This is a genomic window from Opitutus sp. sgz309028, assembly GCF_059821195.1.
Map to the genome: position 1 here is coordinate 535,817 of NZ_JCAMRR010000004.1, position 24,149 is coordinate 559,965.

Here is a 24,149-nt window from a genome sequence, read left to right on the forward strand (position 1 = left end):
CTCAACTCTCAACGCTCAACTCTCAACGTCCACCGATGTCCCTCACGCTCGCCACGCTCTTGCCCGGTTTGTTTCTCCTCGCCCTCGGCGTGCCGCTGCTGCTCAACAGCTCGCGGGCGATCGCGGCGTTGCGCGCGATGCCGCGTTCCACCAACGCCGCCTATGTGTTCTTCGGCGTCGGTGCCATCTGGTTTCTCTACAACGTCTGGCATCTTTCGCCGGCGGACTTCGGCGATTATCGCGTGCTGCTGACGATCGGGTTCGGCGCCGTGGCGGTGTTCGCGTTCAAGTGCGTGCCGGACTTTCTCGCCGTGCGCGGTTTGTGCGTGCTCACGCTTTTGTCCGCCTCGCCGCTGCTCGGCGCCGCTTACATGGAATACGAGCGGCCGCAGCGCTTGTTCATGGTGACGCTGGTTTACGTGTTCATCGCGCTCGCGATCTGGCTGGGGGCGTCGCCGTTCCGGCTGCGCGACTTTTTCCAGTGGCTGTTCGCGCGTCCGTCGCGCTCGCGAGGACTCGGCGCGGCACTTGCCGGCTACGGCCTGCTGCTCGCAATCGCGGCCTTCACATATTGAACGCGTTTTGCCGCCGATGAGCGTCCCCCCGACTCCGCCTCCCGTGCTGCTCGTCCTCGCCGGTCCCGCCGGTTCCGGCAAGAGCACGCTGTGCGACCGTCTCGTGGCCGAGCTGCCGGAATTTTCGCGCGTGATCACGACTACGACACGCGCCCCGCGGCCGGGTGAGGTCAACGGTGTGCACTACCATTTTTTCACGCCGCAGGAATTCGACCAGAAGGTCGCGGCCGGCGAATTTCTCGAGTGGGCCTGGGTGCACAGCGATCCGAAGTCTGGCATCGACCGGCGCTACGGCACGTTGAAATCGAGCGTCCTCGAGCCGCTCAGTCGCGGACAAAACCTCGTGATGAGCGTCGACGTCCAGGGCGTGGAAAGCTTCCGCCGCGCCGCCCGGGCGAATCCGCTGCTCGCCCGGCACATGACGACGATCTTCATCGTGGTCGATCACGACCGGCTCGTCGCCCGCATGCGGGCGCGTTCGCAGGATGGAGAAGACGAGATCCGGCGTCGCATGATCACCGCCGAGGCTGAGTTGCGCGAGGCGCACAAGTTCGACTTCCGGATCGAGAGCCGCACGCGCGACGAAGACTTCGCGGCGCTGCTCGCCATCCTGGAGAAGGCGCGCGAGAAAGCCCTGGCGCCCCGCTGAGGGGCACCCGATCCCTTTTCCGGGCGTCCGACGGGGGCCAGGCGCGAACCGCTTCTGACGTTCGTGGTCTGGAGTGCATGGAACTCACCGTCGCCGGCATCCAGATCGATCGTCGCAAAATTATCGCCGGCATCGTCATCGTGCTCGCCTGCATCGGTCTCGCGCTGCTCTACCGGCAGGTCGACGTCGAGGCGCTGCACGAGCGCGCGAAGGGTCTGAACGGAGGCCTGATCTTCGCGCTGGTCACCCTGCTGCCGCTGGTAGGGTTCCCGGTCAGCGTGCTGCACGCGATCATCGGGGTGCGTTTCGGCATCGGACTCGGGTTGCTGCTGGTGTCGGTCTCCATCGTGCTGCAGACGCTGTTGAGTTACGCGATCGTGCGCAGCGCGCCCCAGTTCTTCGGCCGCCGTCTCCAGCCGGTCCGCGACCGGCTGCCCGATGCGGCCCACACGCCGCTGACGCAGTTCACGACCCTGCTGCCGGGCGTGCCGTATTTCCTGCAAAACTACGTGCTCCCCCTGGTCAACGTGCCGGTGAGGACCGCGCTGCTCTGGGCCGTGCCGATCCACATCCTGCGTTCGATCATCGGCATTGTGTTTGGCGAGATGAGCGCCGACCTCACGCCGCTGCGCGTGGCCGGCTTTGTCCTCTACGCGATCGCGATCACCGTCACCTGCGCGTGGGCGTTTCGGCGGCTGCAGGCACGAATACGAGATCAGCGACCAAAGGCAGGTGGTCGGAGGCGACGCGCGTCAGCTCGCTCCGGGGCACGACCACGTTCGCGACGTCGAACCGACGCGACATGAAGATGTGATCCAGCCGCGCGAACGGCCGGAGCGAGCTGAAGGTGTTGAGCGGACGATGCCCCTGCCGTGCGGCTTGGGCGTCGCGCAAGCGCTGCGCCATCAGGCCATATGGCCGGCTGCCCGGCGTGAGGTTGAAATCGCCGCAGACGATGATCGCCTCGTCGTCCCGCAGCCGGCCGAGCCACTCCTCGCTCAACAACGTGTGCATCTGCAACAGCCGCTCGCGTCGGCCGAGGCCCAGGTGCGTCGTGATGAGATTCACCGGCGTGCCGTCGACCCACACTTTCACCCAGAGCGCGGCGCGCGGCTCCTTCCACCAGCCCTTCGGGTCGTGCGGCAACAGCGCGCGTTTCACGATCTCGATCGGCCAGCGACTGAACAGCGCGTGACCGTAGTGCTCCTGACCGCGCGTGATCGTCGGACAAAACACCGAATGCATGCCGAGCTGCCGGCCGATCAGCGCCGCCTGGTCCTCGGTCCGCGAGCGTCGCCGCCCCAGATCGATCTCCTGCAGCGCGACGATGTCCGGCGCCTGCGCGGCGATCACACGCGCGACGCGGCGCGGCGACACGCGTCCATCCATCCCGCCGCAACCGTGCACGTTGTAAGTCATCAACCGGATCTGCGTGAACGGCCGCGGCGTCGACGCGACCGGCGGCAGCGGTTCGCGGCCGAGATAGTTCAACGCCGCCGCCCGCAACGCCGCAGGCCGCACGAAGCCGTCGCAACCGTCCGGCAGCGCCGTGCCCGGCGGTAGCATGAGAAAACCCTGCGCCTCCGCGGGCCCGAAACCACCGTGCGCGCCGCGTTCGGGCGCGAAACTCCACGCGCCGTCGCGCGGGCTCCAGCCCAGCAGGATCAGATCGCCCGCGTCGGGGATGTTGCAGAAACGCACGAGGTCCCGCGCGATCTCCTCGCGCAACGCTTCCGGGTGCGTCTCCCGCAGCAGGGCCGGCACTTCGTCCGGCACGTGGCTTTCGCCGTCGCTGTGGATCCAGGTGATGCGGCCGCCGTCCGTGCGCACGAGCGCACCAGGCACGCTGCCTTGTTTCACGAGCCGGCGAGCCAGTGCCAGGCGCTGCTCGTCCGTCATCGGCGTGGCGAAATACGCATGACCCACGGGGCCCATCGCGGCGACGACCACACTTTTCTGCTCCTCGAGCGTGATCTCCTCGTCGGCTTGCTGCCGCGCGATGTGTTTCTGCACGCGCTCGCTGCGGGTGAGCCAGCCCGAGGCGGTCACCGGCCGCCGTTGCGAGCGGGCGTGCCACGCCGGATCGCGCTGCTTCGCGTCTTCGAGACACGCATGCAACACGCCTTCGAGACCGCCCTCGGCTTTGTCGTCGAACGCGCGCGTGCCTTCCTGCCCGTGATCGGAAAACACCCACACCGAGTAATCGCGCCGCCGCGAACGATGCGCGGTTCGCACGATCTTGCGGATCGCGTGATCGATGCCGCGCAAGCCGTAATGCGCGAGCCGCGAGCCCGGGCCGCGCACGTGCGCGTGTTCGTCGTAACCGACGAAGTTGATGTGCACGATCGGCAGGCCGCGCGTCACATCGATCTGGCCGCTGATCGTCAGCAGCTCGCGCAGGCCGACGCCCACGAACACGCGCGAGAGCAGCAGCATCAGCTCGAGCTTCGGCTTGCGCCCGCGCGCGATCGCCTGCGCCGCATCGCTCACGGCGACGCCGAGCTCGACCAGCAAACGCCAGAGGATCCGCACCGCCGCCGGCAACTGCAGCAGAATGAAGACAAAGATGTTCCGGATCTTGCCCGTGCGCCACATGTCGCCGAGCCCGATGCTCGCCGCACAGAAATGGCTTTCCTCCTGGCCGGCGCCGCCCGTGTAGATGTTGGACCAGGAGCTACCGCCTTTGAGGAGGCCCTCGGCCTGCGTCGACAACATTGCCTCTCGCGCCTTCGCCCACTCGGGATCCCACATCCGTCCGAGCTTTTTCAATCCGCGGTCGAAGAAGCTGAAGGCCGGAACCGCCGACCGCACGCCGTAGTAGAGCTCCGCCTGCACGGCCGGCGTCGTCGACGGCAGCCCCGGATAGAAGGTCCGCAACCCGTAGCCGTCGCGCTCCATCAATCGCCGCAGGAACGGCATTCGCCCCGCCGCGACAGCCGCTTCGAACTGCTTGCGCGCGAGTCCGTCGATCTGGATCAGCAGCAGGCCCGGCTCCTCGCTCGTGCCTTCGGACGGCGTGAGGCCGAGGTGCCGCACGGCCCACTCGTTGCGGCTCAACCGCCGCCGGACGCGATGAACGATGGCTTCGATGCCCGCAAACATCCGTTTAAATCGCGACAAGCGCAGCCGGCTCCGGCCGCGCGAAATTTTCTGCTTCGGCTGTCTTCAGCAGAGCGCGCATCAGCGTCCTCCCACCGCTTCGGCCACGGCCTGCGCTTTTTCGGTGAACAGCGCCCACTCCACATTGAGCCGCTCGATCAACGTGCCCCACGGGCTCCGTTCGATCTTCAGCCGCTCGCGTCGCGTCATCCGCCGCACATCCTCGTAAAAATCGAGCGCGAGTTGCGCGCAGCGTTCCTTGCCAAACAGCTTCGCTGTTTCCTTCGCCTCGCGCGCCAACGCCTCGCGCCGCGCCGGGTCGTCGTGGAGCTTCTGGAGCGCCGTGGCGAAGCGTTCCGCGGAGGCATTTTTAGCGAGCATGAAACCGTTCTTCTCGTGCCGCATCACTTCGCGGACGCCGGACGCGTTCAACGCCACCACCGGCAACCCCGCGGCCATCGCCTCCGACAGCACCATGCCCTGCGTCTCCGTGAAGGAGGCAAACGCAAAAACATCCATCGCCGCATACGCATCGGCCAGCGAGCGCCCGGTATGTTTTCCTGCGAGCACGAGCCGCTCGCCGACGCCTTTGCTCGCGAGCACTTCGCGCATTTTTTCCTCCGACGGTCCGCCACCGACGACGAGAAACCTGGCTTCCGGCGTGCGCTTCAGGAATTCGCCGACCGCGAGCGAGAGGTATTCGAGGTTCTTTTCCGGCGCGAGGCGGCCCAGATGGCCGACCACGAACGCGTTTTCAGGCACGCCGAATTTTTTTCGGAAGCGCCCGCCGTTGCCACCGGCAAACGCCGCCAGATCGATCCCCGTCGGCACCACCCGGATCGGCACCTCCACGCCGCGGCGGCGGATCAATCGCGCGATGCTTTCGCTCGGCGCGATCACGCCGTCGCAGAGATTCGCGAAATGGGTGGAGAGGTTGATCGCCACCTCCTTCAACGCCGGCGAATCGAACGGCACATAATGGGTGTAGTCTTCGTAACGCGTGTGATGCGTAAAAATGACCGGCGCGTTTTTCGTCGCCGCCACCCGCAAGGCCGTGTCGCCCAGGAGAAACGGATGATGCGCGTGGATGATGTCCGCCGCGAATCCATCCAGCCGCGGCGTGACGCCCACCAGCGGCAGCTTCACCGAAAAATCGCTGCCGTTGAATTTCTGGATCGCGGGCACTCGCTCCACGATCGCGGCCGCGCGCGGCGGGAGCGGTTTTCCTTCGAACTCGGGCGCGATGACGAGCACGCGATGTTTCAAGCGGCGATACTCCTCCGCGAAGGTGCTAACCGAACGCGCCACGCCGCCGACGTGCGGCAGGTAGGTGTTCGTCATCATGCAAATGTTCATGGGATCAGCTCGGTGAGCCGCCCACTGACAGCATCCGGAGCGAAAAGTCTTTCGTGTCGTCGCCTGCCAGCACGATCTGCGGTTCACAACCGGGGAGACGCAGCTCGCGACGCGGCGCACCGGCGCGCCATTGCGCGTTGAGAGTCAACTGCACCCCGCCGTCGCCGGCCCGCATCACGCGCACCGCCACCGGACCGTGCGGCGTCTGCGTCGGACCGAATTCGACGTCGCCCGCGGCGAGCCAATCCGGCCGCACGCCCGCGCCGATCACGAGCGCGTCCGCCTCCTCGCGGACGAACAGGTTGCGCACGAACATCAACCACTCCGCCGCCGCCCAGATGTGCTGTCCGTCGCCCATGCAACCGCCCAGCGTGAGCGGATGAATCGCCTCGGGCCACTGGCCGGTCGGCGAGGCGAGGGAGATCACGCTTTCCATCAGCGCCCACGCCGCCGGCGCATCGCCGGCGCGCAACCGCACCTGCGCGAGATGCAGCGTCAGGTAGGCGTTGATCCCCGAATGGATCATGTTCTGGAAAAAGCCGCCCGCATGCAGGCAGTTGTTGCAAAGATAATCGGCCGTGCGCGCGATCCACCGGTCGCCGGGATCGAACAGTTGCAGAGGATAATCCGCGACCAGCGATCCGACCGCGCCTGAATCCATGCGGCGATGCGGCGACGCCGGGATCGCGCCGGGAAACCGCCGATGCGGCCCGACCGGAAACGAGCGCCGGATGGTCGCGAGAAATTCGTCCGCTTCGTGCGCGCACCGTTCGGCGGCCTTCGGATCCGTCGCCGCCAGCAGCTTCGCCGCGCTCCGCAGCCCGGCGACCGCCCAGAAGTCGTCCCAATAATAAAAATCGTTCGGCCCGAGATGTTCGGCACTGAAACCCGCCGGCAGCAACCCGGCCTCCGGCCGCACCGGCGTGAGCGGCAGGCGCTTGCGGGAAATCCAGCGCGCGCCCTTCGCGACCGCCCGCCGCCACTCCTCGGGCAGCGTCTCGCCCGTGAGCTCGGCGAAGCGATGATAGAACCACAGCGCTTCGCCATTGCTGTCCCACTCGCCCTCCTGCGAAAGAAAATAGCCGTCCATCCGCTGCCGCGGCGCAAATTCGCGCAGCGCCTTGCGCGTGCGTTCGACGCCGCCGAGCGAGAGCAGCGCATTCAGGATGAACACGGCGTCGCGAAACCAGAAGCGCTTGTAGGTATACGGCCCCGGATAAACCTCCCGCGGCGCGTGGAGCACGAGGTTCGTCACCGCCAGATCGTAGAGCCGCTGCATCCGCTCATCGGATACGCGCAACCGCGCCAGCGGCGCGAGCGCTTCCGGCCAGGACTGCGTCCGCTCGAACACCGGTCGTTTTCGCGGCTCCAGTTCGTCGTAGATCGGCACCGACACCTCGCACACCGCGTCCTCGCCGCCGCGCACCGGAAACAACGCGACCGCCGTCGCCATGCTCACGGGACACGCGACCTTTCGCGCCGCGATCGCCTGGTCGAGCCGCAACAGGACGTCGCCGTCCGCATAGGTCGACAACAGGTGCTTCGCCGGCAGGCGGTCGAAGCGCACCTCGTTGCGATCGTTCACCCGCCAGCCCTGTTTGCCGGAGTCGACGGCAATCTCCTTCACGAAACTGACGCCCTCGGGATTGTAGGGCCGCAGCGCCACGGCGACCGAGCCCGAGGCCGCGCCGTGCACCCGGATGCGGACGCGGCATTGCGGCTCGCCGCCGTCCAGCAACAGCGTCACCACGCTCTCCAAGGCGACGCCATCGATTTCCCCTCCGTTCCGGTCCTGCGGTCCGCGCGACGCGACGGTGCGCAGCTGGAGCGCGTCATCGAGCAACACCTGTTGTTCGACCTCGGCGAGTTTCGAAGGCAGCAGCACCGGGCCTTTCTCCGGCACGAACCAGAAATCGAGCGACCAGCCGTCGAAGAGCGGAGTGACCAGGCCGCGCGGATCCACGATCGGATAAAACGGCACGTCCGGCACGCCCACGGCGGTCCAGTTGCGATGCGTGAGGTTGATATGACTGAACGAAAACGCGCGGGGAATGAACGACGGATCCGACGGATTGAACTGCCGCTCGACCCAATAAGGCCAGACCCAGTCGAGATTGTTCTGGATCGCCTTCGTGTTCACCAGGCCGCGGGCGTGGAACAACATTCCCGCGCGCAGCAACTCGATCGGTTCGGCGACCTCCGACGGCTTCGCGAAGCCGCGCAGATGCGCGAGCAGCGCCACCGGATCGAGAAATCCGTAGGCGCGCGCCACCCGGGTGATCAGAAAACGAACTGGTCTCGAGCGCAGGATCATAGGGTCTGAACCGGAGTCCGAACCCAATTGTCCCGAGTTATTCCAGAAAGTGCCGGGATGCGGACGAAGTTTCCGCCGCACCCGGGCGCGCCCCCATGGTCACTCGCCGTCGACGATGTAGTGGCAGCCCTTGCTCCGCGGATTCAACGCGGCCGCGTGCACCACGAGGAGCGCCGTCTGCACCGCGTTGCGCAGCTCCAGCAGCGGCCGCGTCACGCGGCAGTCGCGATAGAAACTTTGAATCTCCTCGCGCAACTCGAGCAGGATGCGACGCGCGCGGGTCAATCGCTTCGGGGAACGCAGGATGCCCGCGTAATTCCACATCGTGCTTTGCAGCAGCTGCATGTCCTGGCGGATCAGCGTCGGATCCGCCTCCCGCGCCGGGCTCGTCCATTCGCGCGGTTCCGGCACGCGAAACTCGTTCTGCTCGAGTTCACGGATGTCCGCGAGCGCCGCCATCTTCGCGCTCGTGAGGCACTCGAGGAGCGACGTGCTCGCGAGGCGGTTCGCGCCGTGCAGGCCGGTGCAGCCGGTCTCGCCGATGGCGTTGAGATGACGGACGTTGGTGCGGCCCTGCAGGTCGGTGTGCACGCCGCCGCAGGAGAAATGCGCCGCGGGCACGATCGGCACCGGCTCGCGCGTGACATCGACGCCAAACTCCGCGCAACGCGCCGTGATCGTCGGGAAATGCTCGCGGATGAACGCCGCCGACATGGCGGTGAGATCCAGGAACACGCACGTCTCGCCGCTCGCCGCGAGCTCCTGGTGAACCGCCCGGGCCACGATGTCGCGCGGCGCAAGCGAGCCCAGCGGATGCACCGTATCCAAAATCCGCTCGCCGCGGCTGTTCACGATCACCGCGCCCTCGCCGCGCAGCGCCTCGGTCACGAGAAAGCGCGGGGCGTTCTTCTTGAAGAAGACGGTCGGGTGAAACTGGACGTATTCGAGATCGATCAGGCGTGCGCCGACGCGGTAGGCCATCGCCACACCGTGGCCGACGCTGCCCGGCTGATTCGTGCTGTGCAGGAAGATCTGCCCGAGTCCGCCGGTCGCGAGGATCGTCTTCTTCGCCAAAATCGCGCGCACCTCGCCGCTCTCCGTATCCAGAACGTAAGCACCGAAGCAGGTGAGCGGCGCGTAGCGGTCGGCGATGTGATCGGTGTTGTGGGAGAGCGTGAGCAGGTCGACCGCGACCCAGCCGAGCCGGCGGCGGATGTGCGCCGTCTGGTCCACCCGGTCCGCGACCGCGGAGAGGATCGCGTGACCGGTCGTGTCCTTGGCGTGAATGATGCGTCGCGCGCTGTGGCCGCCCTCACGGGTGAAATCGAGTTCACCGGCGGCGCCGCGGTCGAAAGGGATGTCCAGCTCGTCGAGCAGCAGCTCCTTCACCGCGACCGGCCCCTCGCGGACGAGTTGCTCCACCGCGGCGGGGTTCGCGGTCTCGTCGCTCGCCGCAAAGATGTCGCGCGCCAGCTGGTCCGGATCGCCCGGCGCCTGATAAACGATTCCGCCCTGCGCCCAGTCGCTGTTGGCCGCGAGCCGGCCGTCGAGCGAAAGCAGGTCCACCGTCAATCCCGCGCGGGCGGCGCGCAGCGCGTAGGCGCAGCCGGCCAGCCCGGCTCCGATCACGAGACAATCGGTGCGGAGAATTTGCATGGTCGAAGCGGAGTTGAAGGCGCCGTTACTTCCGGCGCGCGGGCAGCACGGTGAGACTCAGGTCGGCGGCCGGCGCGGAGTGGGTGAGGGCGCCGACACTGATCACGTCGACGCCGTCGACCGCATAATCGCGCAACGTTTCATAGCGCACGCCGCCGGACACCTCGACGACCGCCCCGCCGCCGATCAACCCGACCGCCTCGCGCACGCGCGCGGGGCTCATGTTGTCGAGCAGGATCACTTCCGCGCCCGCGCGCAGCGCCTCGCGAACTTCCGCCAAAGTCTTGGCCTCCACCTCGATCTTCGCGAGGTGCGGCGCGGCGGCGCGGGCGAGTGCCACCGCTTTCATGAGCGAGCCGGCGGCGGCGATGTGGTTGTCCTTGATCAGCACGTGCTCGCCGAGCGACGAGCGGTGATTCACGCAACCGCCGCAGCGCACCGCGTATTTTTCCAGCGCGCGCCAGCCGGGCGTGGTCTTGCGGGTATCCACGATTCGGACACCGGTGCCGTCCACCGCCGCGGCGAACTTGCGCGCGAGCGTGGCGACGCCCGACAGCCGCTGGAGGAAATTCAACGCCGTGCGTTCCGCCGTGAGCAGCGCCGCCGTCGGGCCTTCGACCGTCAGAACCTTCCCGCCGGCTTTCACGCGCGCACCGTCGCGGACGAGGAGCTTCACCTTCAGCGCCGGATCGACGCGCACGAACACCCGCGCCGCCACCTCGAGCCCGCAGATCACCAGATCCTGCCCCGCGGCAATGAACCCGCGCGAACGGTGGTGCGCCGGGAAGATGCCGCGGCTCGTCACGTCGCCGAGGCCGGCGTCTTCTTCGAGGGCGAGGTCGATCAGGTGTTCGGTGCGAGGCGTAAGCATGGGCTGGATACAGATCGGATCTGGCGGCACGTTAATTCTTCGGCGCAAGCTCGAACATCCGCTCGATGCACCGCGCCGCGCGGCGCCGCAGGTCCTCGTCGAGGGTGATGATCTGCTCGGGCCGCGGCGCGAGCAGCGCGTCGCGCACCTTCTCGAGCGTGTTCATCTTCATGTAGGGGCACAGCCGGCAGCCGCCGATGAAGTTCTTCTCCGGATCCTCGACCTGCAGCCGGCCGACCAGGCCGCACTCGGTCAGCATCAGGTAATACGGCGCCGGCGTGCTCTTCACATATTTCATCATCGCACCGGTGCTGCCCACGAAATCGGCCACGGCGGCGACTTCCGGCGTGCATTCCGGGTGGACGACAACCTTCAGGCCGGGGAACTGTTCGCGCGCCTCGGCGATCTGCGCCGCCGTAAACTGGTCGTGCACGACGCAGGTGCCGTCGGACGAAACGATCTCCTTGTCGATGCCGCGGCGCTTCATCTCGGCGCGGACGTTTTCCGCCATCAGCCGGTCCGGCACGAAGAGCACGCGCTTCGTCGGCAGGTTCGCGACGATGTCGTAGACATTGCTCGAGGTGACGCACACGTCGCACTCGGCCTTCACCTCGGCGGTGCTGTTGATGTAGCAAACCACGGTCGCGTCGGGGTAGAGCGCCTTCAACCGCCGCAGCCCCTCGCCGTCGATCGAGTCCGCGAGCGAGCAGCCGGAGTTCCGGTCGGGCACGACCACGAGCGACTCCGGCGAAAGGATCTTCGCGGTCTCGGCCATGAACACGACGCCGGCGAAAACGATGACCTTCGCGCGGGCGTCACGGGCTTTCTCGCTGAGGAAGTAGGAGTCGCCCTTGAAGTCGCCAACGCCGTAGATGATCTCCGGCTCGACGTAGGAATGGGTGAGGATGACAGCGTCCTTCTCCTTCTTAAGCCGGTTGATCTCGAGTGTGAGGGGCGCCAGCTCGCGGCAAGTATCCAGATTCCACTGCCGGCCGTGCGGATCGCAGTCCACGTGCATCAGCGCGCGAAAAAGCCGCTCGGCCTCCTGTTCGATCTCCAAGTCGGTGACGGTCATGAGAGCAAAATGTGCAGCGGGCGTCGGGCGTCAAAATCCCTCACGGCTCCACGATGTCGCGGTCGCTCGCTTTCAGGGGTTGGTTGCCGGGCCCGACAAGCACGACGCGCGGCTTGAACGCCGCGATCTCGTCCGGCGCCAGCGCCGCGTAGGCGGCCACGATCACGAGGTCGCCCGCGCTGACGAGGTGCGCCGCGGCGCCATTGATCTGGAGCTCGCCCGGTCCGCCGTAAATCACGTAGGTGGTGAGGCGTGCGCCGTTGGTGATGTCGTAGACGTCGACCTGTTCGTATTCGAGCAGACCCGCCGCCCGGCAGAGCGCTCGATCGATGGAGATCGAGCCCTCGTAGTTGACATCCGCCGACGTGATGGTGGCGCGGTGGATCTTGGAACGGAGGAAGGTTCTGAACATGGTCGTGGACGCAGCGAAGTTGCGCCGGCAGATCGGTCAAATTGCCCCTGCAGTGCCGCCCGGTAAAGCGCTTTTCCCGTCCAAATGACAGCCGTTCGCTTTCCAACGTTTCCCATCCGCTCGGCCGCGTCCGCTAATCGTCCAAACTCCGTTGCTCCACCGTCCGTCGTTTCTCCCTAAAACCATCTGCCGCGGAGTCATGAGCGATCAACTTGGTTCTGGCGGCCGGCAAAAACCGCCAGCCCGCGCAACACCAGATCCGGCACGACCGCCTCGAAAATACCTTCACGCTCGAACGCGGCCGCGCCACCCCCGGTGCCGAGCACGACCGCCGCCGCCCGCCCGAACGCCTCGCGCCGCACGCGCGCCACGACCTCCTTGATCGCGCCGAGCTGGCCGAAATAACAGCCGCTGGCGATCCCCTCCCGCGGCGAGCGTCCGAGCGCCGCGCGCGGTCGGTGCACGTTCGCCGCCGGCAATTGCGCCGTGCCGCGCGCCAGCGACTCCGCCGCCAGCTTGAGTCCCGGGAAAATCGCCCCGCCCGCAACCGTTCCATCGGCGCACAACGCCGTCACGGTGGTCGCCGTGCCGCAATCCACGACGATGACGTGCCGCCGCGGATACAACGTCCGCGCCCCCAGCGCCGCCGCCACGCGATCCGCGCCGAGTTGCCCGGGCATGCGGTAGCCGATTTTCAAACCGTGCGCCGCCGTCGCCGTGAGCACCGCCGGCTCGACCGCCCAGGTGCGCCGGATCAAACGCAACACCGCCGGCGTGAGCCCCGGCACAACCGAGCTCACTGCCGCCCGTTCGATCCGGCCTCGCACCCGGGCCGGCAGTCGCACGCTCGCGTCAACCGCCAGCCGGAAAACCCTCGGCGCCCGCTCCTCAGCGAACACGCCGCAGAACAGCGAGGTATTCCCCACATTGACGACGAGGGTTGCCATTCGCACTCAGGCGCTGCGGCCCAGCATCGCGAGAATCTGCGTCGCGATCGATTCGGGCTCGGGCAACCGGCCCGCGCCGGCCTCTCCGCACGCGTGCATCCCCTCCGCCGGCTCGATCAAGCGCACGCCCCAGCCGCGCAACCGCCCCAGCGACGCCGCCGTCGCGGGATGTTCCCACATCATCGCATTCATCGCGGGTGCGACGACCCAGGGCTTGGTCTTGAGCTCCCAGGCCAGAAACAGCGTTCCCACCGCATCGTCGGCGATACCGGCCGCGAGCCGGTTGAGCGTATTCGCGGTGGCAGGACAGACGAGCGCGAGATCCGCCGCGCGCGCCAGCTCGATGTGATCCAGCGCGCGACCCGGCGCAAAGACATCGGTGAATACCGGCCGTCCGCTCAGCCCCTCGAGCGTGGCCGCGCCGACAAACTGGAGCGCCGACGGCGTCGCAACGGTCTGCACCGTTACGCCCGCCTGCGTGAGCCGGGAAATCGCGGTGCACGCCTTGTAGCAGGCGATCGAACCGGTGAGCAGGAAAAGGACGTGGGGATTCTGCGCCATGGGAAGATCAGCGGACGACATTGTCGATCAACCGGGTGGAGCCGAGCCGCACGGCACCGAAACGCCGGCCCGGCCGGTCCTCGACGTAATCCACGTCGAAACCTTCGCGCGCCAGCTGCGCGCGGGCCGCCTCCGCGGTCGGCGCCGACGCCAGCACGGCCGGGAAGCGCGGGGCGAGCGCACGCTCGGCCGGCGACAGCCGGCGGTTGCGCGAGCTCATCGCCAGACCGTCGTCCTCGCGCACGGTCGGACAGGCCACGATCTCGGTGCGCAGGAAAAACGCCTCGACCATGCCGCGCACGAGCTGGAGCTGTTGATAATCCTTCTCGCCGAAATACGCGCGATCCGCCTCCGCGATCTGCAGCAGCTTCATCACCACCGTCAGCACGCCGGTGAAATGCCCCGGACGGTGCGCGCCGCACAGTTCGCGGCTGAACGACGCCTCCTGCACCGTGTAGTCGGTCCCGTTCGGATACATCTCCGCCGCGGACGGCGCGAACACCGCGTCGACGCCCGCCGGCTCCATCAGCGCGCAATCCGCGTCCAAGGTCCTTGGATACTTCTCGAAATCCTGCGCCTCGTCGAACTGAGTCGGATTGACGAAGACCGACGCGAGCACCACGTCGCACTCGCGCCGCGCGGCCTCGAAGAGCGAGGCGTGTCCGCGGTGCAGCGCGCCCATGGTCGGCACGAAGCCGATCGTCCTGCCCTCCGCCTTGTATCCGGCGCGCAGCGCGCGCCATTCCGCCACGGTGTGGACACGTTTCATGCGAAGCTCTCCGCTTCGGAGGGAAACTCGCCGGTGCGCACCGCCTCCGCAAACCGGGTCACGCCCGTCTGCACCGTCTCGGCGCCCGGCGCAAAGTGGCGCACGAAACGCGGTTTGAACTGCAGGTTGAGCCCGAGCAGGTCCTGCAACACGAGCACCTGGCCGTCGCAGTCGGGCCCGGCGCCGATGCCGATGGTCGGGATGCGCAGCGCCGCGGTGATCTCCGCCGCCAGCGCCCGCGGCACGCATTCCAGCACGAGCGCAAACACGCCCGCGTCCGCGAGCAGCGCGGCCTCCTCGCGAATTTCCTGCGCCGCGGCCGCAGCGCGGCCCTGCACGGTGTAGCCCCCGAGCGCGCGGACGTTCTGCGGCTGGAGACCGAGATGGCCCATCACCGGAATCCCGGATTCCACGAGGTGCCTGATCGTATCGATGTGCCCGCGTGCGCCCTCGACCTTCACGGCGTGCGCACCGGCGCGCAGCAACTCGGCCGCGCAATCGAGGGCGGCCGGAATCCCTTTGCGCGCCGCGAGAAAGGGGAAATCGGCGACAATGAACTTGTCGCCGGCGCCTTTGGCGACCGCCCGGGTGTGCAGCGCCATGATTTCGGTCGTCGCCCCGAGCGTATCGTCCGCACCATGCACGACCATCATCACGCTGTCGCCAACCAGCAGGCAATCCACCGGGGTCTGCGCCAGCAGGCGCGCGAACGTGGCGTCGTAAGCGGTGGCGACGACGATCTTGCGACCTTCACTTTTCGCGGCGGCGAAGTCCCGGATGTTACTCATACGTGCGTGCCTTCATTCAACACACGATTCGCGCGCATACAAGGGCAGCCCGCGTCAGTCCGAGCCGAGCGCTATTCGCTAGACAGCTGATTTCTTGGGACACACCCGGGCCAGCGCCTCGTCCAGCAGCTGCACGCGCAACGGCTTCGTCAAATGAATCACGAAACCCGCCTCGTAGCTGCGGGCGATGTCGCTTTCCATGCCGTAGCCGGTCAGCGCGATGCCGCTCAGGTTGTGGCTCGCGCGCAGCTCCGCCATCAGGTCGTAGGCGTTTCCGTCCGGCAGACCGATGTCCGAAATCACAAAATCGACCTTTTCGGTGCGCATCAGATAACGCGCCTCCGCAATGGTGCCGGCGGCGATCACCTCGTAATGGCGCCTCATTAACAACTGCTGCAGGGTCGAGCGGGTGGGGGCGTGGTCCTCGACGAGCAGCACGCGTCCGCGCAGCACCTGCTGCGCCGGCGGCAACGTGGGCACGACCGGCGCGATCGCGACGGGGGTCTCGAGCGGCGATCGCGAGCCGCCGCGCCACAGCGGCAATTCGACACTGAACGTGGCGCCGCGCCCCCGACCTTCGCTCGCGGCGCGGATCACGCCGTGATGCAGCTCGACGATCATGCGCGAGATCGCGAGGCCGAGGCCGACGCCGCCGAAGCGGTGCGACCCGGTCGGGCCGGCGTGATCGCCCTGCGAAAACGCGTCGAATATCCGCTCGATCTCCGCCGGCTCCAGGCCGATGCCGGTGTCGATCACCTCGACCCGCAGGCGTTCCCCGTCCTCGCTGATCCGGGTCGCCATCGTGATCGCGCCGCCCTCGGGCGTGAACTTCACCGCGTTCTTGAGCACGTTCCAGAAGATCTGCTGGAGCCGGACCGCGTCGCCCTGAACGACGGCGGCCGAGGGCGCGAGGCGGACGGTGAGCGCGATGCGCTTCGCCTGCAGGTCGGCGCGCACCGTCTTCAACGCGTCCTGCACGATCGAGTTCACGTCGTGCGGCCGCATGTCGAGGAGCAGCTTGCCCCGCGTGATCCGGGTGAGGTCCAGCAGGTCGTCAATCAGCCGGGCCTCGAGTTCGACGTTCTTGCGGATCGTGTCGAAATCGGCGCGGGCACGTTCCGGGAGCGCCGGATCTTCGGCCGCTTCGCTCGCGAGCAGCAGCACGGGATTCAGCGGCGTGCGCAACTCGTGCGAGAGCGCGGCCAGAAAATCGTCCTTCGCGCGCGAGGCGGCCAGCGCCTCGTCGCGGGCGCGCTCGAGTTCCTTGGCGGTCCGTTTCGAACCCGTGACGTCGTCGGCCACGGTCAAGGCCGACTCGACGACGCCGTGAGCGTTGCGGATGAAAGCCACGCTGTTGCGGACCCAGACAAAGCCGCCCGTGGGCCGGTCGTAGCGCGTCTCCGCCAAAAACGAGGTGCCCTCGCGCGCGGCACTCTCCATCAGGAACGAGTAATGGCCTAGATCCGCCGCGTGGACGATGTCCTGGATGCGGCGCTGCAGCAGTTCCGCGCGCGAACGTCCGACGATCTCGCAATAGCGGTCGTTGACCATGAGGAATTGTCCGCGCAAATCGGTCTGCGCGATCCCCGCGCCCGCCTGTTGAAACACCGCCGAGAGCCGCTCCTCGCTCGCCCGCAGCGCCGAGTGACTTTCCTGGATCTGGTTCAGCATCGAGTTGAACGCCTCGGTGAAGCCCCCGATCTCGTCGTTGCTCAGCTTCGGCGCGCGCACCGCGTAGTCGCGTTTCTCCGACACGACGCGAGCCGTGTGCGCGAGGCCCACGATCGGCTCGGAGATCAGACGCTGGAAGAATTGCGACAGCAGCCACGCGATCACCGTCGCGATCGCCAGCACGCCCAGCAGCACGAGGCCGTAAACGCCCAGCCGCCGATACATGCCGGTGAGATCGCCGCGCAAATACAACGTCCCGACGCGCTGGCTACCCTCGACGATCGGTTCGAAGACGGTCACGTCGCGCAGGTGAAACTCGATGCCGTCGTGGCCCGGGCGACGCGGCAGCTCGAGGTCGCGGCCGATGCGGACGTTGTCCTGCACGAATGTGACGTAGCGGCTGCCGTTGCGGTCATAGAGCGCCGCCGCCGCGATTTCCGGCTCGGCCCGCAGACCGCCGAGGATCTCCGCGGCCAGCTTTTGATCGTCGTAGATCAGCACCGCGGTGCTGTTGGACGCGATCAGCTGCGCGATCGTCTTCAGGCTGCGGCGCGTGGTGGTCTTGTAGCTATAAAGCTCGTAACTCAGCAGCACGACAGACGCCACCGCCAGCACCACGAAGCTCGTGAGGAGAATGCCGGCGATCAGCTTCCGTTTGATGGGGAGATCGCGAAATCGCATCGTTCGAATGGACTCGGAGCCACGCGTCGAACTCCACCCGAAGCAATTTGGTCACGCGGGTCAAGTGAAGCGGCCGGGCCGGAAAGAGTTGCCCCCGCCGCGGCGACGGCGCCGCGCCCCCTCCGAACGCCCGCCGCAGGCCGGCGGGACCTCAATACCTCCAGGTCACCCCGACGGCCCCGCTGGGTTTCACGAATTGATTCAGGCTGTCGGGCGTCACCAGCTCCTGGTGCGGACCGTTGAACAGATTCCGCCCGATCAACGACACTTCCCACGTTTCGTTGGGCCTCCAGCCCAGTCGCAGATCGGCGGCCGTTTGGGCGGCGGTCGCAGGATTCGGCCGTTCGCTGACGTGTCGCAGCGCGGCATCGAATTCGAGCGACCACGGCAGCTCCACGTGTGCGCTCAACGTGAACAGATGCCGCGGATCGTTGCCCTCGAAAATGCCGTGCGCTGTGTCGCGGGTGCCCGGTCGCTCGAGGAAATCGAGATCGAGGTAGCGGTAGCTCACCTTGAAGAACAGCCGCGACACCGGTTGATACATCGCCGTGACTTCCGCGCCGGCGGACCGCGCGCGCAGGCCGTTCTTGTAGGTCAACGGCACCGCCGCCGCCCCGAGCGGCTCGATCGTGCGCAGCCGGTCATAGTCGTTGTAGAATGTCGCCAGATCCAGCGTCGCATCGCCGAAGCGCTGGCGCCAGCCCGCCTCGTAAGCGATCACCGTCTCCGCCGCATAATCCCCGGTGGCCTCAAACACCGGCGTGTTGCCAAGCTCGAATCGCAGGTCCTGGTCGATGCGCACCGGCGCGCGCACCGCCCGCGACACCGCGCCCCAGAACGTCGTGCGTCCCGTCGGCGTGTAGCCGGCGCGCACCGACGGGGCGAATTCCACGCCCGAGAAATTGTTGTGCTCGACCTTCGCTCCACCGGTCAGCGCCAGCCGCCCGGGCACGAGCGCCAGCGTATCCTGCACAAACATACCCGCCGTGTGCGTGGTGCGCCGCGGCGGGTCCATCGTCGCGATCGACTGCTGCGCGATGTCGTCGCGCGACACGACGGCGTCCACGCCCACGAGCCAGTCGTGCGAGCCCTTTTGTTGACGAAACTTTGCACTCAAGCCGCCCGTGCGCCGCTTCTCCTCCCACGTCCCGGGAATCAAGCGATGCGTGTAATCGACATACGTCATCGCTTCCAGCTCGGCGGATCCGCCGAGCGTGCGCCGCAGCCGGCCGAGCACGTTGGCCCCGGAGATCTCGATCTGCGGATGATCGAGGGGCAGGCCCTTGTTCGTGTAGGCATCGCCCTGCAGCGTCAGAGCCGTGTCGGCATCGAGCCGCGTATCGGTTCGAAATCCCGCCTGACCGAAATCCGTCTGCGGCCCGCCACTGCTGCCGTCGGCGAGATACGTCCAGTCGCTCTGGAAATATTTTGCGTAAGCGCGGTAGTAGGTCGCGCGGCCGATGCGACCGCCGTGACGCGCCGAGACAAACACCGGATCCGCCGTGCCCGTGCCCGTACTGACCAGCGTGCCCTGCGTGTCCTCGGCGGACTTCGTCACGACCTGGATGAAGCCGTTGACGGCAAACGAACCCCACAATGCGCCCACCGGTCCGCGCACCACCTCGATGCGGTCGATGTCCTGCATCAACGTGTCCTGCGCGTCCCACTGCACGCCGGAAAAAAACGGCGTGAACAGGCTGCGACCGTCCATCAGCACCGAAATTTTGTTCGCCGCGAGCACGTTGAAGCCGCGGGTGCTGATCGCCCAGCCGCGGGCAAACGGCTGCGTCACGTCCACGCCGGTCGCGAGCCGCAGCGCTTCCGGCAGATTGCGCGCCCCCGAACGGCGGATCTCCTCCTGCGTCAGCACCTCGATCGCCCCGGGCGCCTTCCACCACAGCTCCTCCTTGCGCGACATCGTCGTGACCTGAACGTCGAGCAATTCCTCGAGCGACATGCTCTTCATCGCATCGATCGAGCGAAGTTCCGCCTGCGCGGCGAGCGGGAGCAACGTGACGGCCGGCAGAATCCACCGGCGGGAAAACAGGCGAAAAGTCATGAGACGGTGAATGTCATCGGATTCCGGCGGAAAAGCCCAAGGCTCGATTTCGAGAAACTCAAACGCGACTCCCTTCGCCCAGCAGCGACGCGAGCGCGCGATCGAGCGCCTCCATGCGCACGGGCTTCGTCAGGTGCACGTCAAATCCCGCCCGACGGCTGCGCGACACATCCTCCTCCATCCCGTAGCCCGTGAGCGCGATCCCGCGCACGCCGCGGGCGCCAAACTCGCTCATCAGATCGTAGCCGCTGCCGTCCGGCAGGCCGATGTCCGAAATCAACAACGCAAACGTCTCCTCGCGCCCCAGCGCCCGCGCCTCCGCGGCCGTCGCCGCCGCGCGGACCCGATAGTTGCGCCGGAGCAGCAGACGTTCGATCGCCTGGCGCGTCGGACCGTGATCCTCCACCAGCAGGATGGCGGGGCTCGCTCGCGCCGGGCCCGCCGCACCGACGGGCGCCGGATCGGCGCGGAGGTCGTGCGCGTGTTCCGCGCGGCCGGCGACCACCGTCTCCACCGGCAGCTCGACGCGAAAGGTCGCGCCGCGATCGCGCCCGGCGCTCTCCGCTTCGATCCGGCCGCCGTGCAGCTCGATCACGCGCCGCGAAATCGCCAGGCCCAGCCCGAGGCCGCCGAACCGGTGCGAGCCGCTGCCGGCGGCATGGTCGCCCTGCGAGAACGCCTCGAACACCCGCGCCAGTTCCCCGGCCGTGATGCCGATCCCCGTATCCGTAATTTCAACACACACCCGGTCCGGCGCCTCCAGCCGGCTGCGCACCGACACCCGGCCCCCGGCCGGCGTGAACTTCACCGCGTTCTTGAGGATGTTCCAGAAGACCTGCTGCAGCCGCACCGGGTCGGCCTGCACCCGCGCGCCCGGCGCGCCGGGCTCCAGCCGCAGCTCGATGCGTTTCGCGGAAAATTCCGCCCGCACGGTTTCCAGCGCGTCGCCCAGGACCGCATCGACGTCCACCCGCCGCATTTCCAGCGGCAGCTTGTTGCGCGTGATTCGCGTCAGATCGAGGAGGTCGTCGATCAGCCGCGCCTCGAGCTCGATGCTCTTGCGCACGGTGGCGAAATCCTCGCGCACCTTGGGCGGGAGCGAAGGATCCGTCGCCGCTTCGCTCGCGAGCAGCAACACCGGGCTGAGCGGTGTGCGCAGCTCGTGCGACAAGGCCGCGAGAAAATCGTCCTTCGCCCGCGAGGCCGCCACCGCCTCGTCGCGGGCGCGCTCGAGTTCCTTCTCGCTCAGGCGGCGGTCCGTGATGTCGACGCTCGAGCCGATGAAGCCGAGGAATTCCGCGTTCGCATACCGCGGCACCGCCTGCTCCAGCATCCAGCGATATTCGCCATCCCGGCGCCGCAACCGGTATTCGATCGTGAACGGCTCCCGTGTCTCCGCCGCCTGCGCGAGCGCTCCGATGAAAGCCGCGCGATCCTCGGGATGCACGCTGTCCTCCCAGCCGCGATCGCGCTCTTCCTCCAGGGTGCGACCGACAAAATCGCGCCAGGGCTTGTTGACCCACGTGCAGCGTTGCCGCCGGTCCGCCATCCAGATCAGCACCGGCGCGTGATCCGCCGCCAGGCGGAAACGCTCCTCCGACTCGCGCGACTCCGCCTCGGCGCGCTTGCGTTCGGTGATGTCCACGACGATCCCGAGCCCTCGCGCCGGCCGGCCCGTCGCGTCGAGGATCAGCGTCGCGAACACATCCACCCAGCCAAACGAGCCGTCCTTCCGCCGGCAGCGCCGCTCCGAGCGCACGGACTCCTCACGGCCCGCGCGCAACTGCGCCGCCAGATCCTCGCCGGCGTTCCGTTCGTCCACCGCCACCAGGTCGCGCCAGTTCATCCGACGCAGTTCGTCCGCGGTAAAGCCCACGATCCGGCTGAGCGCCGGATTCGTGCGCACGATGCGGCCGCCCAGCTCGCATTCGAAAATGCCCACCGAGGCCTGCTGAAATACCGCCCGATACCGGCCTTCGGTCTCGCGCAGCGCCTCGCGCGCCTGCCACTCCTCCGTGGCGTCGAGGAAGACGTTGATCGCGCCGTTGATCCGGCCGCGTCCGTCGAAGGTCGGGCTGATGCTGCAGCTCGCGAGAAACCGGGATCCGTCCGGGCGTTCGATCCAGAGCTCGACGTTGGCAAACGAGCGGCCGTCGCGCCGCGCCAGCGTCATGTGGCGCTCGCCCGTCGGCACCAGCGTGCCATCCATCCGCCGCACCGTGAAAATCGCGGTGAATTCCTCGTAGGACTGCCCGACTCGCGGCGCAGCCCGCCAGATCTCCGCGGCCCGGCGGTTCGCATAAATCACGCGACCCTCCGCGTCGCACGCGATCAGCCCCGCCGGCATGATCGACACGAGTTGCTCGAACCTCGCTTCGCTGGCGCTGACTTGCGCCGCTGCCTCGCGCCGCAGCTCGGCCAGATGCACGTGCGATTCGACGCGAGCGAGCAGTTCCCGCGCGCTGAACGGTTTGGTCAGATAATCGTCGGCCCCGGCATCGACACCTTCGACGCGCGCCTCCTCGCCCGCGCGCGCGGAGAGCAGGACGATCGGCACGGTTTTCGTCCGCGGATCCGCGCGCAGCTCGCGCACCAGGGCGAACCCGTCGAGCCGCGGCATCATCACGTCGGCCAGCACCAGATGCGGTTGCCACGCGCGCGCGATCTCCAGCGCCACCGCTCCATCCGCGGCCTGCCGCACCTCGAAGCGGCCGCGCAACAGCCGCCGCACGTAGTCGCGCATGTCCGAGTTGTCATCGGCCACGAGCACCCGCGCGGCGTTTTCTCCGACTGCAGGTTTGTCGTCTTCCTCCGTTGCGGCGGGCAGCCAGCGCAGCGATTCCTCCACGAAGGCCCGGGCTTGGATCGCCGTCGAAGCCAGCTGGGCCGGCACGTTGACGCGCTCCGGCGGCAGGTGAGCCGGCCCGCGGGGAATGCGCACGATGAAGGTCGAGCCTTCGCCGGGCGTGCTCTCGAGCGTCACGGTGCCGCCGTGCAACCGCGTGAGTTCGTCGACGAGCGCAAGCCCGATGCCGGTGCCTTCGTGCGTGCGGCTGAAGCGACTGGCGACGCGATGAAAACGCCGAAACACCTCCGCCTGATGCTCCGGTGCGATGCCGGCGCCCGTGTCTCGCACGCGCAACTCGAACGCGTCCGCCTGCAGCTCCAGCGCGACCACGATCTCGCCGCGCTCGGTGAATTTGTAGGCGTTGGAAAGGAGGTTGAAGACGATCTTTTCCCACAGCTCGCGATCGACATAGGCCGGCTCCCGCACCGGCTGGCAGGCCACGATCAGGCGCAGCCCGGCCTTTTCGATCGCGGCGCGAAACATTGACGCCAGTTCGCCGGTGAGCGCGGCGAGGTCCACCGGCGCAAAATTTGCCTGGATCCGGCCCGCCTCCAGCCGCGAGAAGTCGAGCAGCGAGTTGACGAGTTTGAGCAGCCGCAGGCTGTTGCGGTGCACGACGGTCAGCCCTTCGCGCGTCTCGCTGGCCAGCTCTCGTTGCAGCATGTCCTCCAGCGGACCGAGCATCAGCGTGAGCGGGGTGCGGAACTCGTGGCTGACGTTGCTGAAAAATTCCGTCTTCGCGCGGTCGAGCTGCGCCAGGGCCTCGGCCCGCCGGCGTTCCTCGGCATAAGCCCGGGCGTTCGCGACCGCGGTCGCCACCTGGCCCGCGACGAGGCCAAGGAAACTCTGATAATCGGAATCGAGCGCTCGCCGCGGGCTCACTCCGCACACGAGCACCCCATAGGGAACAGTTTCGCCTGGCCGCGCGATCGGAAGCACCACCGCCGTGTGGACCGGCTCGGGCCAGGGTCCCAGGTGCAACGGTCCGAACCGCGCCTCGAGATCGGTGTGCACCGTCGTCTGGCCCTGCGCGACCACGGAGCGAAAATCCCACGGATCCGTTCCGTCGCGGAGCGACACCACCGCCGGCGCCGCCGCGGTCCCCGGCTCAAGACCGATATGCTCGAGCAAACGGGCCTGCTCAGCGCGTTCGTCGAGCAGATAGAAAAGCGCGAACGGCACATCGAGCCGGTTCGACGCAAGCACCTCCGCCGAAATCGCGCAGGCCTGCTCGGTGGAGCGCGCCGCCGGCGCACGCACGCCCAAGTCGCGCAACGTCCGCAGCCGACGCTCACCAACGACCTGCGAGGTCGTCTCCGTAATCGCGGTGAAAACGCCGCCGACGCTGCCGTCCTCAACGCGGATCGGCGCGAACGAAAACGCGAAGTAACATTCCTCGTTGAAGCCATGCCGGTGCAGCACGAGCAGCAAGTCGTCCGCCCAGGAGGCTTCGCCCGTCGCCTCGACGCGTTCGAGAATCGGACGGATCACCGTATCCCAGATCTCGGGCCAGACCGTGATGTAGCTTTCGCCCAACGCCCACGGGTGTTTGGAACCGACGATCGGCGCGTAGGCGTCGTTATAAAGGTAGAGCCGGTCGGGGCCCCACAGGATGCAAATCGGATGCCGCGATGCCAGGCAGATGCTCAGCGCCGTCCGGAGGCTTTGCGGCCAGCCCGCGACCGGGCCGATCGGTTTGGCCGTCCAGTCGATCGCCCGCAGCCGCGCCCCCGCCTCGCCGCCACCTGCAAAGGGATCGTTCGCGGCCCCTCCGGCGTTCGCGTCGTGGCGTTGCTGCTTGCTCTCGCCCATGGCCGG

The 24,149-nt window shown here is 67.5% G+C and carries 16 protein-coding genes; 2 read left to right on the plus strand and 14 right to left on the minus strand.

Translation table 11 applies throughout. The features are described 5' to 3' along the window. The first annotated feature begins 35 nt into the window (after positions 1–35). Both AC6RV7_RS17980 and AC6RV7_RS17985 read left to right on the plus strand, forming a co-directional pair. Positions 36–575, plus strand: a complete 540-nt coding sequence (locus tag AC6RV7_RS17980) for a hypothetical protein (protein ID WP_500095481.1) — start codon at positions 36–38, stop codon at positions 573–575. A gap of 16 nt (positions 576–591) precedes the next feature. Continuing rightward, on the plus strand, positions 592–1,224 hold the full coding sequence (locus AC6RV7_RS17985; RefSeq protein WP_500095483.1) for a guanylate kinase: 633 nt from the start codon (positions 592–594) through the stop codon (positions 1,222–1,224). A gap of 669 nt (positions 1,225–1,893) precedes the next feature. On the opposite strand, the gene AC6RV7_RS17990 is transcribed toward AC6RV7_RS17985, so the two are convergent. From AC6RV7_RS17990 to AC6RV7_RS18055, 14 genes are all read right to left on the minus strand, one after another. Beyond that, a complete protein-coding gene (locus tag AC6RV7_RS17990; RefSeq protein ID WP_500095485.1) occupies positions 1,894–4,326 on the minus strand; it encodes an endonuclease/exonuclease/phosphatase family protein in 2,433 nt (810 codons plus the stop codon). A gap of 78 nt (positions 4,327–4,404) precedes the next feature. Then, positions 4,405–5,679 (minus strand): glycosyltransferase, encoded by a 1,275-nt coding sequence (locus AC6RV7_RS17995; protein WP_500095487.1) that lies wholly within the window; start codon positions 5,677–5,679, stop codon positions 4,405–4,407. 4 nt (positions 5,680–5,683) lie between these two features. Continuing rightward, a complete protein-coding gene (locus tag AC6RV7_RS18000) occupies positions 5,684–7,993 on the minus strand; it encodes a hypothetical protein (RefSeq protein ID WP_500095489.1) in 2,310 nt (769 codons plus the stop codon). Positions 7,994–8,092: 99 nt separating this feature from the next. Next, complete coding sequence (locus AC6RV7_RS18005) at positions 8,093–9,649, minus strand: L-aspartate oxidase (RefSeq protein WP_500095491.1); 1,557 nt, start codon at positions 9,647–9,649, stop codon at positions 8,093–8,095. A gap of 25 nt (positions 9,650–9,674) precedes the next feature. Continuing rightward, the gene (gene nadC / locus AC6RV7_RS18010; protein WP_500095493.1) at positions 9,675–10,520 is read right to left on the minus strand and encodes a carboxylating nicotinate-nucleotide diphosphorylase; all 846 of its coding nucleotides are present in this window, start codon (positions 10,518–10,520) and stop codon (positions 9,675–9,677) included. Between the two features lie 31 nt (positions 10,521–10,551). After that, the gene (gene nadA, locus AC6RV7_RS18015; protein ID WP_500095496.1) at positions 10,552–11,595 is read right to left on the minus strand and encodes a quinolinate synthase NadA; all 1,044 of its coding nucleotides are present in this window, start codon (positions 11,593–11,595) and stop codon (positions 10,552–10,554) included. 40 nt (positions 11,596–11,635) lie between these two features. Then, complete coding sequence (gene panD, locus AC6RV7_RS18020) at positions 11,636–12,007, minus strand: aspartate 1-decarboxylase (protein WP_500095499.1); 372 nt, start codon at positions 12,005–12,007, stop codon at positions 11,636–11,638. A 197-nt stretch (positions 12,008–12,204) separates the two neighbouring features. Next, complete coding sequence (locus tag AC6RV7_RS18025) at positions 12,205–12,954, minus strand: type III pantothenate kinase (protein WP_500095502.1); 750 nt, start codon at positions 12,952–12,954, stop codon at positions 12,205–12,207. 6 nt (positions 12,955–12,960) lie between these two features. Further along, a complete protein-coding gene (locus AC6RV7_RS18030) occupies positions 12,961–13,515 on the minus strand; it encodes a flavoprotein (RefSeq protein ID WP_500095505.1) in 555 nt (184 codons plus the stop codon). Between the two features lie 7 nt (positions 13,516–13,522). Beyond that, positions 13,523–14,284 (minus strand): pantoate--beta-alanine ligase, encoded by a 762-nt coding sequence (gene panC / locus AC6RV7_RS18035; RefSeq protein ID WP_500095507.1) that lies wholly within the window; start codon positions 14,282–14,284, stop codon positions 13,523–13,525. Continuing rightward, positions 14,281–15,072, minus strand: a complete 792-nt coding sequence (gene panB, locus AC6RV7_RS18040; protein ID WP_500095510.1) for a 3-methyl-2-oxobutanoate hydroxymethyltransferase — start codon at positions 15,070–15,072, stop codon at positions 14,281–14,283. Before panB ends, panC begins: the two co-directional genes overlap by 4 nt. A 78-nt stretch (positions 15,073–15,150) precedes the next feature. Further along, positions 15,151–17,424, minus strand: coding sequence for a sensor histidine kinase, YfiR-like protein-associated (locus tag AC6RV7_RS18045; RefSeq protein WP_500095513.1), 2,274 nt, complete (start codon positions 17,422–17,424; stop codon positions 15,151–15,153). 151 nt (positions 17,425–17,575) lie between these two features. Then, on the minus strand, positions 17,576–19,483 hold the full coding sequence (locus AC6RV7_RS18050; RefSeq protein WP_500095515.1) for a TonB-dependent receptor plug domain-containing protein: 1,908 nt from the start codon (positions 19,481–19,483) through the stop codon (positions 17,576–17,578). Positions 19,484–19,541: 58 nt separating this feature from the next. Then, positions 19,542–24,143, minus strand: coding sequence for a PAS domain S-box protein (locus AC6RV7_RS18055; RefSeq protein WP_500095517.1), 4,602 nt, complete (start codon positions 24,141–24,143; stop codon positions 19,542–19,544). Positions 24,144–24,149: the final 6 nt, after the last annotated feature.